The organism is Gracilibacillus boraciitolerans JCM 21714, assembly GCF_000521485.1.
GTDB lineage: Bacteria > Bacillota > Bacilli > Bacillales > Amphibacillaceae > Gracilibacillus > Gracilibacillus boraciitolerans.
On record NZ_BAVS01000016.1, the window covers coordinates 47,004 to 58,536 of the forward strand.

Genomic DNA, 11,533 nt, shown 5'->3' on the forward strand with positions numbered 1-11,533 from the left:
GGGGGACAACTATGACATTTAAAGTTTTAATTAGTGATCCGTTAAGTGAAGATGGTATACAGCCATTACGTGAAGCAGATAATATTCAAGTAGACGTTGACACTGAGTTATCTCCAGATGAACTGGCTGAAAAAATTGGTGACTATGATGCATTGCTTGTAAGAAGTCAAACAAAAGTAACAAAAGATATCATTAGTAAGGCAAGTAAGTTAAAAATAATTGGTCGCGCAGGCGTAGGTGTTGATAACATCGATTTAAGCGCAGCAACAGAATATGGTGTAATTGTCGTAAATGCACCAGATGGTAATACCAACTCTGCTGCAGAGCATACGATTTCTATGTTGATGTCTCTATCTCGTAAAATTCCGCAAGCCTTTTTAGCATTGAAAAATGGCAATTGGGATCGTAAAACACATGTAGGGGGGGTAGAAATTAATGGGAAGACATTGGGTATTATTGGTATGGGCCGTATCGGTTCTGAAGTAGCATTTCGTGCAAAAGGTCAGCGCATGAATGTAATTGGCTATGATCCTTTTCTAACTAAAGAAAGAGCGGACAAGCTTGGTGTCGAATATGGTACACTTGATGATGTCTTTACAAAATCAGATTTTATTACAATTCACACGCCACTATTGAAAGAAACGAAGCATATTATTAATAAAGAAGCTTTTGCAAAAATGAAAGAAGGCGTACGGATCATTAACTGTGCACGTGGTGGTGTACTTGATGAAGATGCTTTATATGAAGCCCTCAAATCAGGAAAAGTTGCCGGTGCTGCGCTTGACGTATATGAAGAAGAACCAGCTGTAGATAACCGCTTATTTGATTTCCCTGAAGTGATTGGAACACCACACTTAGGTGCAAGTACGGTAGAAGCACAAGAAAATGTTGCGATTGATGTAAGTCATGATGTGGTAAGGTACTTCACAGAAGGTGTCGCAAAAAATCCTGTTAACTTACCATCTGTACCAAAAGAAATCATGAGTAAAATTGAACCATACTTCTACTTATCAGAAAAATTGGGTACTTTCTTAACTTATTTGGCAACAGATGCTATTGAAGAAATTAATATTTCCTATTCCGGTGAATTATCTGAACAAGAAGTAGCTCCAATCACACGTAATACGATTAAAGGGTTGCTAAAACGTCACTTAGGAGACCATGTGAATGATGTGAATGCATCTTATTTAGCAGAAAAACGTGGTATTCAAGTAAATGAAAACAAAACTTCTGCCGTTAAGGGTTTTACAAACCTATTAAAAGTAGAAGTAAAAACCAAAGAAGTGACTCGTTCTGTTGCAGGTACATTACTGAATGGCTTAGGACCACGTATTGTACAAGTTGATGCATACAGTGTTGACTTAGTACCAGAGGGGGGAATCTAGTGGTTATTAAGCATAATGACCGCCCGGGTGTTATTGGTAAAGTAGGTAGCCTGCTTGCTGAAAAGGGAATTAATATTGGCGCAATGCAAGTAGGACGTACTGGCGTTGGCGGAGAGGCAATTATGATTTTAACCGTCGATAAAAGCCTGGAAGATGCAGATGTTGAAGCATTAAAACAATTAGATGAAATTGAAAAACTAACAGCTATGGAACTTTAATTCCATAACAAATAGCATAAGAGCACTCCGATATGGCTTTCGCTAGTCCATTTCAGGAGTGCTCTTTCTATTTATCGCAAAACTTTATTTATGAAGTAATTCAAACAAGTCTTCTAAATGGCTGATTTCATAGGTCGGTTTAACTTCTGTTGCTTGTTTATTGTCACGGTTAATCCATACACTTTTAATGCCTGCACGGTTAGCTCCTAGGATATCTGTCATTAAATTATCACCAACCATTATTGCCTCTGTCCTGGAGACATCTGCCGTCGTTAATACATGTTCAAAAATACTCGGATCCGGTTTCCCTTTACCAAAATCTCCGGAGATTATAATATGATCAAAATAATCGTTTAATTCTGGGGGTGATCGATAATTTTGTATGCTGTAATTCCGGTGATCCATTCGTTAACATAATTAACTGGTAGTTTTTTTCAATTTCTCTAAAATAGAAAATACTTCCTCAAAAACAAACGGATTTTCTTTCCGCTTGATAGGGAATTGTTCTCCTAAATAGGCACCAAATTCTGAATCGTCAATTCCGAGTCGATATAGTCCTCTTGTCCAAGCATCCTTCCGGTAGTTAGGGACAATCTCGGCCATTTTTTTAAAATAGGTATGATCGTCTAAAAAATTACCCCCCCATAATCCTTCGAAGGGATTGATACCAATCATTTGAGTGAATTCATAGGTTTCATAGCCTTGATATAGCTTACGGGCTTCCTCTCTCACAGCTTCTTCTAATTTTTCGGGATCAAGTTGATATTTTTTCTGCGCAAGTTGACACGTTTCTTCAAAGGCTGTCTTTACACTCTTTTTGTCCCATAGAAGGGTATCATCAAGGTCAAATATTATCGTTGTTATCATAGTTTATTTCCTCCTGTTTAGCTGGTATTGGACAATAATAATCAGTGTCTATTATTTTATCATAGTACTGCTTATCAGTGGTGAACAAATAGGCAGACGATCAAAGTCTTGATTTTTAGTTGCTTTGATTTGTCGGTAGTAGGAGTATCGTATATAATTAGGTTATAAAAATAGGAAAAGCACAGCACTTTCTTGCTGTGCTTTTTCCATCAAAGATGAGTAACAAGTTAAGCGCAAGCATCTGTTGGAAAGAAGGTGAAATGTAGATGGTCCCCAAATCAATTAAAATAGATTTTTTCTTATATATCGGATTATTTTTCTTGCTCGTGTTAGCAGCCATATTTATTCCTTTCCTATCGGGATTTATGATCTTTTTGCTTCCGCTCCCTATTATATTAGTAATGAAACAATATCAACTAAAGTGGGCAGCAATTGCAATGGGAATCATGTTCGTATTTTCCTTGTTTGTTTTTCCTTATTTCTCTATACCTCTAACTGTATTAGCGTTAATTAGCGGGGGGGTATGATAGCATGTTCGATTGTAAAGGCACAGCATCCTTATGAAACATGGGCGAAGGGTACTGCAGGATATGCATTAGGTTTAGTGCTGATTTATATGTATATTGAGATGATTGTACAATTTTCGATTACGGATTATTTGGAGACCACCATTGACGACTCATTGCAGATGACAGAAGATTTATTTCAGAGTATTGGGATGGGTCAGCAGGATTTTGAATTAGTTCGTGAGCAAATGATGAATGTGTTACAACTGCTGCCGGTAATTTTAGTAGTAGTATCGATGGCTTTGGCGATTTTGACACAATGGATAACCTATAAGATTATGAACCAATGGTATAAGGAACAATTATATTTCCCGGCTTTTCGCAAATTACAATTACCTAAAATTATTTTATGGATCTATTTCCTTATGTTAATTATTTCCCTTTTTGTGGCGAGTGATTATTCAACAACTGCTTCCGTTATCGTTTTGAATGTATTTCAATTAGGAGGAATCCTAATCGCCCTGAATGGTTTATCCTTTGTATTTTTTATAGTCATACGAAACGTAAATCAATGGCATTACCTGTTCTAAGTGTTATATTCGTCATACTTTTTCCTGTGTTAGGTCTTTATTTGATGAGAATCTTAGGTATAATTGATTTAGGATTTGAATTAAGAAAAAGAATGGCAAAGTAAAGAGGACTTTGGTTAGGAGCTGAACAAATGCCAAAATTAATGGATAAATCAGTAGTGATGGGACGGCATATAATTGCTATTTATATATTATCATTTGTGTTGCTTATCTTCCTGTTTTATTATCATTGGATTCTAGGAATTATAATAGCTGTTTTGTTTACCATATCATTATATTATAGCTTCCAACGAGAGCGAAAACTAGTGGATCAGACAGAGGCATATATCTCTACGCTCTCCTATCGGGTTAAAAAAGTTGGGGAGGAAGCTTTATTAGAGATGCCAATTGGTATTATCCTATATGGTGATGATTATCAAATCAAATGGTCAAATCCGTATATGAGTCAATTTACGGAAGAAGAGACCTTGGTTGGCGAAAACTTAGAAGTATTGTCAAATGATATAACATCCATTTTAAAAGATGAGAAAGAGATATTTTGGCTGACAATCGATGAATATGATTTCCAAGTCTATAATAAAAGAGAAGAACGTCTATTATATTTATTTGATCGAACGAAACAAACGGAATTACAGTGTTTATATCAAAATGATAAAACAGTATTAGGGATTATCTTTTTAGATAACTATGAAGAAATTAGCCAAAATCTAGACGATACAGCGAAGAGTCACATCAACTCACAAGTAACATCTACTCTGAATAAATGGTCAAACGAACACGGAATTTATCTAAAACGGACATCACAGGAGAGATTCCTTGCTGTGATGAATCAGAGAATATTGTCAGAATTAGAGGATATTAAATTTGAAATATTAGATGAAGTGAGAGAGTTAATAACCGATAAGAATATTCCACTCACATTAAGTATAGGTATTGGCCTGGGTTGTGAGACATTACCTAATTTAGGTGAATTGACGCAATCAAGTCTGGATTTAGCCTTAGGCAGAGGTGGGGATCAGGTTGTAATTAAAGATGATGAATCAGGGAAAGTGCGTTTTTATGGTGGTAAAACGAACCCAATGGAAAAGCGAACACGAGTTAGAGCACGAGTTATCTCCCATGCCTTGAAGGAATTAGTAAAAGAAAGTGATCAAGTATTAGTAATGGGGCATAAAGCTCCTGATATGGATTCGATTGGAGCATCGATCGGTGTCTTAAAGATAGCACAAGCAAATGATATCGACGGATATATCGTGTTAGACGAAAATGATATTGATACAGGTGTCCAGCGGCTGGTAGAAGAAATGAAAGAGAATGATGAACTTTGGTCTCACTTTATTGATCCTGACTCTGCCTTAGACATTGTTACGAAAGAAACCTTGCTTGTCGTTGTTGACACCCATAAACCTTCATTAGTACAAGAGGAAAAATTAATTCAGAAAACAGAACATGTGGTAGTTATCGACCATCATCGACGTGGTGAAGAATTTATCGATCATCCTATCTTAGTCTATATGGAACCATATGCATCGTCTACCGCTGAGCTTGTGACAGAATTGCTGGAATATCAGCCAGGTAAACTGACATTAAACATGTTAGAATCGACAGCGTTATTGGCGGGTATGATCGTAGATACCAAAAGTTTCACATTGCGAACCGGATCCAGAACTTTTGATGCAGCATCCTATTTACGTTCAAAGGGTGCGGATACGGTGCTGGTCCAGAAATTCCTTAAAGAAGATTTGGATATTTATGTGAAACGCAGTAGACTTATTGAAAACACAAATATTTATCGGGGTAATATTGCAATCTCTGTCGGAAATTCCAGAGAAGCTTATGGACCAGTTGTGATCGCTCAGGCTGCAGATACTCTGTTAACGATGACAGGCGTGGAAGCGTCCTTTGTCATTTCAGAAAGAAAAGATGGACGAATTGGAATTAGTGCCAGATCATTGGGTGGTGTCAACGTTCAAGTTATTATGGAAAAAATGAACGGTGGTGGTCATTTAACGAATGCCGCTACACAGTTAGATGACATGGCAGTAATTGATGCTTATGAATGGTTAAAGGACATTATTGATGAATATTATGAGGGAGGAAATTCAGAATGAAAGTAATATTTACGCAGGATGTAAAAGGAAAAGGAAAAAAAGGGGGGGACGTTAAGAACGTTTCAGATGGGTATGCAAGAAACTTTTTGTTAAAAAATAACATGGCAGTGGAAGCAAATCACGGTAATATGAAAGCACTGGATGCAAAGAAAAAGAAAGAACAAAACCTGGAACAAGAAGAAGTAGACGAAGCGAAACAACTGCAAGAAAAATTAGCAAATCTAGAAGTGAAATTAACAGCAAAATCGGGGGGGGAAGCAGGTCGTTTGTTTGGTTCTATTACCAGTAAGCAAATTGCAGAAACCTTAAAAAAAGACCATAACATCAGCATGGACAAGCGCAAGATTGAATTAGATCAGCCCATTCGTGCTTTAGGCTATACGAATGTTCCCGTAAAAATTCATCCAGAAGTAACAGGAATGATCAAGGTACATGTTGTAGAAGCGTAATGAAATGGGGGAGTTTTTCGTGCTTCCCTTTTTTTATTCTTATAATGGGTTGAAGCAGTAAGAAGGAGTGCAAGGATATGGCAGATGCAATACAAGGGCGAACGCCACCACATAATATTGAAGCAGAACAAGCGGTGCTGGGGGGCCATCTTTTTAGAGCCGGATGCAATTTCAAGTGCTTCTGAAATATTAATCCCGGAAGATTTTTACCGTGCCAGTCATCAACAGATTTTTCGAGTAATGTTAGATCTTTCAGATAAAGGGGAACCAATCGATATTGTTACGACGACAACGTCTTTGTCCAATGTACAGCAGTTAGATGATGTTGGCGGTGTTTCCTATTTGAGTGACTTGGCAAATGCAGTACCTACAGCAGCTAATATGATTTATTATTGTCGGATCGTGGAAGAGAAATCAATCCTGAGAAGATTGATACGTACGGCAACGGATATTGTTACCGATAGTTATTCCAAAGAAGATGATGTTGAGGAAGTTCTCAATGAATCAGAGAAGCGGATACTGGAGGTCTCAAATCGTAAAAATGCATCCGCTTTTAAGAATATTAAAGATGTCTTAATGGAAGTCTATGATAATATTGATAGGTTGCACAAGAATGACGGCGGAGTGAACGGAATTGCTTCAGGCTTTCGCGACCTGGATTATATTACATCAGGCTTTCAGAAAAATGATCTGATTATCGTTGCTGCCCGTCCTTCAGTGGGGAAAACCGCTTTTGCCTTAAATATTGCCCAAAACGTGGCAATTAAAACAAATGAGAATGTGGCCATCTTTAGTTTGGAGATGGGTGCAGATCAGTTAGTTTCCCGGATGTTATGTGCAGAAGGCAATATCGATGCCCAACGATTACGAACCGGTTCTTTAGAAGAAGAGGACTGGGGACGTTTATCAATGGCAATGGGTAGTTTATCGAACGCCGGGATCTTCATTGATGATACACCAGGTATCCGGGTAAATGAAATTCGCTCTAAATGTCGTCGTTTGAAACAGGAACACGGAGTGGGATTGGTTTTAATCGATTACCTCCAGCTTATTCAAGGAAGCGGAAACGCCAAAGAGAACAGACAACAGGAAGTATCAGATATTTCAAGGTCCTTAAAGGGGGGGTTAGCAAGAGAATTAAATGTTCCTTTAATTGCTTTATCTCAGTTATCCCGTGGCGTCGAGTCGCGCCAGGATAAACGACCAATGATGTCTGACTTACGTGATTCCGGGAGTATTGAACAAGATGCCGACATTGTTGGTTTCTTATATCGTGATGACTATTATGACCAGGAATCAGAGAAAGAAAATATTATTGAAATAATTATCGCAAAGCAGCGTAACGGCCCAGTTGGTACAGTAGAACTAGCATTTGTCAAAGAATATAATAAATTCGTCGATCTCGATCACCGCTACCAAGCCGGCGATGTACCACCAGGGTGAAACATGTTTCACGAACGATATTAATATAAACAAAAGAATTGTTCGTATATACAATTGACATTGGTCATTATCGTTGGTAGAATTAGTTTGGAATGAATAAAATGATAAGGCGGAGGTGCCGTTTATGTCTTCAGTAGTAGTTGTAGGAACACAATGGGGGAGACGAAGGAAAAGGCAAGATCACAGATTTTCTTTCCCAAAACGCAGAGGTTGTAGCACGTTATCAAGGTGGTAATAATGCAGGACACACTATTAAATTTGATGGTATTACATATAAACTACACTTAATTCCCTCAGGGATCTTTTTCGATGATAAAGTTTGTGTACTAGGAAACGGAATGGTTATCGATCCGAAAGCAATGATAGAGGAATTAAAATATCTGCATGACAGGGATATAAGCACAGATAATTTACGAATCAGCAATCGTGCACATGTGATTCTACCCTATCACTTAAAATTGGATATCTTGCAAGAAGAGGATAAAGGTGTCAATAAGATTGGAACAACACGTAAAGGTATTGGACCAGCATACATGGATAAAGCAGCACGTGTAGGTATCCGTATAACTGATTTATTGGATAAAGAAACTTTCCAGGAAAAATTAGAAAGTAATCTTAAAGAAAAAAATCGCCTGTTTAAAAAAGTGTATGAAACAGAAGAACTGAAAATAGAAGATATTTTAGAAGAATATTACGAATACGGTCAACAGTTAAAAAAATATGTTGCTGATACTTCGGTTGTATTAAATGAAGCGTTGGATGGTGGACGTCGGGTCCTATTTGAAGGAGCCCAAGGTGTAATGTTGGATATTGATCAGGGAACCTATCCATTTGTAACATCCTCCAATCCGATTGCTGGTGGAGTGACGATTGGTTCAGGAGTAGGTCCTTCTAAGATTAATCATGTTGTAGGTGTGTCAAAAGCATATACGACTCGCGTTGGCGATGGTCCGTTCCCAACTGAATTACACGATGAAGTGGGTGACAAGATTCGTGAGATTGGTAATGAATATGGGACTACAACAGGTCGACCTCGCCGTGTCGGATGGTTCGACAGTGTCGTTGTAAGACATGCACGTCGAGTTAGTGGTATTACTGACTTATCTTTGAATTCTATTGATGTATTAACAGGAATCGAAACATTAAAAATATGTACTGCATATAAATATAAGGGAGAAATCATGGAAGAATTTCCTGCAAGTTTGAAAGTTCTGGCAGAATGTGAGCCGATATATGAAGAACTGCCTGGCTGGACAGAAGATCTAACAGGTGTGAAATCATTGCATGAATTACCTGAAAATGCCCGACATTATTTAGAGCGTATCTCACAGTTAACAGGGATTTCGCTTTCCATCTTTTCTGTGGGGGGGCCAGACCGTTCTCAAACGAACATTGTAAGAAGCGTATACAGCTAAATAAGAGTAAGTTAAAAAGTCACTCAAAATTATATTAGAGTGACTTTTTTTGTGTTTTCATGTAAATTAATGGGTTTTATTATACAGTTGTATTACATTCCTATTAAAACCATTTAATTCGTAAGAAGGATATGATAGATTAATTAAAGCGGAAACACTCGAATTAAAGATAATATAAAAAAAGTATGTTTTGGGGGTTATAGGAGGAAGCAAAAATGCTAGGGAATGTAAAAGGATATGTAAAGCATCTAACGGTTGCTAGTGTAGTAGCTTTAGGTCTTACATCACAGATAGCGTTCGCGGACGACACAGAGCTAACCAATGTTTATCACGTGTATGTAGACAATGAACACGTTGGTATTGTAGATCAAAAGCAGGTAGTAGAGAAATATATTACGGATACAATCTCTCATCATCAAGGAGAGAATAATTATACATATACCATAAACGAGAAGGTTTCCTATGTAACAGAGCAAGTATTTTCCTCAAAGGCAGATAATCAGGAAGTGCTAGATTATTTAGAGGAAGAGATTACAATAGGTGTCGAAGCACAAGCATTAAAAATAGGGGGGGATAAAGTAGTTGGTTACTTTTCTGAACAGGAAAAAGCAAATCAGGTAATTCAATCCTATAAAGAAAAATACGTTAGTTCCGACATATTAGAAAAATTAGATAATGATTCAGCAGAAACGGAACCATTATCTGCAGGAGATTCTAATATTATAGACGTATCACTTACGAAAGAAGTTACATTTGAAAAATCAAAAGTTGCTGAAGATAAGATTTTAACCGTAGAAGAAGGTCTTACATTACTTGAAAAGGGCACACTCGAGAATAAAAAACACATCGTGAATGCTGGCGAAGTGTTAGGGTCGATTGGAAGTAAATATGACTTATCAATAGATAAATTACTAGAATTAAATCCAAATTTAAATGCAGATTCTGTCATTCAAATTGGTGATGAGCTGAATGTGACAGCATTTGAACCATATGTCGAAGTAAAAGTAGTAGAAGAGAAGTTAGAAGAAGACAAAATTGCTTTTGAAACAGAAATAGAAGAGTCAGAAGATATGTATAAAGGTGAAGAAGAAGTGAAGCACGAGGGCAAAAATGGTACCGTGGAGACTCATTATCGTATTGAAAAAATAAACGGTAAAAGTGTTGAAATGGAAATTTTGGCTGAAAACATTACGAAGGAACCTACTAATAAGGTAATTGTAAAAGGCACAAAAGTTGTATCATCCCGTGGTTCGGGAAGCTTTCAATGGCCTGCTGTTGGTGGCACTATCACCAGTCATGTTGGCGAAAGATGGGGTTCTTACCATAAAGGGCTTGATATTGCAGGTGTCAGCAATCGTTCGATTTTAGCAGCCGATAACGGTACTGTAACTTCTGCTGGTTGGGACAGTGGCGGCTATGGAAATAAAGTTGTGATTAACCACAATAACGGATACCGTACAGTTTATGCGCACCTTGCATCAATTGATGTTTCATCTGGACAAGTAGTGGAAGCAGGACAAAAAATCGGTGTGATGGGTACGACAGGATTTTCTACAGGCATCCATTTACACTTTGAAGTATACAAAGATGGCTCCCTTGTAAACCCGGCAACTTTGTATTAATTCTATAAATACAATACCCAAAACTAAAGATACCAAAACCCTTGTTACAGAAAAAAGTAGCAAGGTTTTTTAGAACGTTCCAGGTCGTATCTAATATATTGTTTCTAATTCCGTTTAAAATGATAGCAAAACGCTAGCGATACGATAAGACTTTTTTGTCAATTTCGGTTAGAATAGAATATGAAGGAAAATTATAATTTAAAAGGACGTGCTTTTATGAGTCAAAAAATATTAGTAGTAGATGACGAAAAGCCCATTGCAGATATATTAAAATTCAACTTAGAAAAAGAAGGATATGAAGTGTTGGTTGCCTATGATGGAAACAAGGCAATTGAATTAGCAACAACGAAAGATCCTGATTTAATATTACTAGATATTATGTTACCCGAAAAAGACGGGAATGAAGTATGTCGGGAAGTAAGAAAAACACATAGTATGCCAATTATTATGTTAACAGCAAAGGATGCTGAGATTGATAAAGTATTAGGTTTGGAATTAGGAGCAGATGACTATGTGACAAAGCCCTTTAGCAATCGGGAATTAATCGCAAGAGTAAAGGCTAATATAAGACGAATTCAGGTAGAACCAACTAATCAGAAACAAGAAAACGGCGATATTACAATAGGTACATTGGTAATTCATCCGGATGCCTATACGGTGACAAAAGACGGCCAATATATCGAATTAACCCATCGTGAATTTGAATTGCTTCATTATTTAGCACGTCATATTGGACAAGTCATGACAAGAGAGCATTTATTAGAAACGGTGTGGGGGGGTTATGACTATTATGGAGATGTAAGAACCGTAGATGTGACGGTAAGGAGATTGCGGGAAAAAATTGAAGATAATCCAAGTAATCCTTTATGGATTGTAACGAGAAGAGGAGTCGGCTACTATTTGCGAAATCCTGAACAGGAGTAATGA

Annotated in this window: 6 protein-coding genes and 4 pseudogenes; 9 read left to right on the forward strand and 1 reads right to left on the reverse strand. The window is 37.3% G+C overall.

The window, feature by feature from the left end; genetic code table 11:
* Positions 1–11: 11 nt before the first annotated feature.
* Positions 12–1,603, forward strand: a pseudogene (serA, locus tag JCM21714_RS10990) (phosphoglycerate dehydrogenase).
* A gap of 84 nt (positions 1,604–1,687) precedes the next feature.
* Here the strand turns inward: serA and JCM21714_RS10995 are convergent.
* A pseudogene (locus JCM21714_RS10995) lies at positions 1,688–2,470 on the reverse strand (HAD family hydrolase).
* Between the two features lie 266 nt (positions 2,471–2,736).
* Here JCM21714_RS10995 and JCM21714_RS11000 point away from each other — a divergent pair.
* The 8 genes and pseudogenes from JCM21714_RS11000 (at position 2,737) to yycF (ending at position 11,530) form a co-directional block, all read left to right on the forward strand.
* Positions 2,737–2,997 carry a YybS family protein gene (locus JCM21714_RS11000; RefSeq protein WP_035724315.1) on the forward strand — a complete coding sequence of 87 codons (261 nt, stop codon included), beginning with the start codon at positions 2,737–2,739 and terminating at the stop codon, positions 2,995–2,997.
* A complete protein-coding gene (locus tag JCM21714_RS11005) occupies positions 2,994–3,566 on the forward strand; it encodes a DUF2232 domain-containing protein (RefSeq protein WP_035724317.1) in 573 nt (190 codons plus the stop codon). Before JCM21714_RS11000 ends, JCM21714_RS11005 begins: the two co-directional genes overlap by 4 nt.
* 131 nt (positions 3,567–3,697) lie before the next feature.
* Complete coding sequence (locus JCM21714_RS11010; protein ID WP_035724320.1) at positions 3,698–5,677, forward strand: DHH family phosphoesterase; 1,980 nt, start codon at positions 3,698–3,700, stop codon at positions 5,675–5,677.
* The gene (gene rplI, locus JCM21714_RS11015) at positions 5,674–6,126 is read left to right on the forward strand and encodes a 50S ribosomal protein L9 (RefSeq protein ID WP_035724323.1); all 453 of its coding nucleotides are present in this window, start codon (positions 5,674–5,676) and stop codon (positions 6,124–6,126) included. The genes JCM21714_RS11010 and rplI overlap by 4 nt, the downstream gene beginning before the upstream one ends.
* A gap of 77 nt (positions 6,127–6,203) precedes the next feature.
* Positions 6,204–7,569, forward strand: a pseudogene (gene dnaB, locus JCM21714_RS11020) (replicative DNA helicase).
* Positions 7,570–7,693: 124 nt separating this feature from the next.
* A pseudogene (locus JCM21714_RS11025) lies at positions 7,694–8,984 on the forward strand (adenylosuccinate synthase).
* Between the two features lie 215 nt (positions 8,985–9,199).
* Positions 9,200–10,606 (forward strand): M23 family metallopeptidase, encoded by a 1,407-nt coding sequence (locus JCM21714_RS11030; RefSeq protein ID WP_035724326.1) that lies wholly within the window; start codon positions 9,200–9,202, stop codon positions 10,604–10,606.
* A gap of 216 nt (positions 10,607–10,822) precedes the next feature.
* A complete protein-coding gene (gene yycF / locus JCM21714_RS11035) occupies positions 10,823–11,530 on the forward strand; it encodes a response regulator YycF (protein WP_035724329.1) in 708 nt (235 codons plus the stop codon).
* The last annotated feature ends 3 nt before the right edge of the window (positions 11,531–11,533 follow it).

Bases quoted from the DNA above. Each gene is read 5' to 3' on its own strand.
- JCM21714_RS11000 (WP_035724315.1), top strand. From the start codon at position 2,737: ATGGTCCCCAAATCAATTAAAATAGATTTTTTCTTATATATCGGATTA.
- JCM21714_RS11005 (WP_035724317.1), top strand. From the start codon at position 2,994: ATGATAGCATGTTCGATTGTAAAGGCACAGCATCCTTATGAAACATGG.
- JCM21714_RS11010 (WP_035724320.1), top strand. From the start codon at position 3,698: ATGCCAAAATTAATGGATAAATCAGTAGTGATGGGACGGCATATAATT.
- rplI (WP_035724323.1), top strand. From the start codon at position 5,674: ATGAAAGTAATATTTACGCAGGATGTAAAAGGAAAAGGAAAAAAAGGG.
- JCM21714_RS11030 (WP_035724326.1), top strand. From the start codon at position 9,200: ATGCTAGGGAATGTAAAAGGATATGTAAAGCATCTAACGGTTGCTAGT.
- yycF (WP_035724329.1), top strand. From the start codon at position 10,823: ATGAGTCAAAAAATATTAGTAGTAGATGACGAAAAGCCCATTGCAGAT.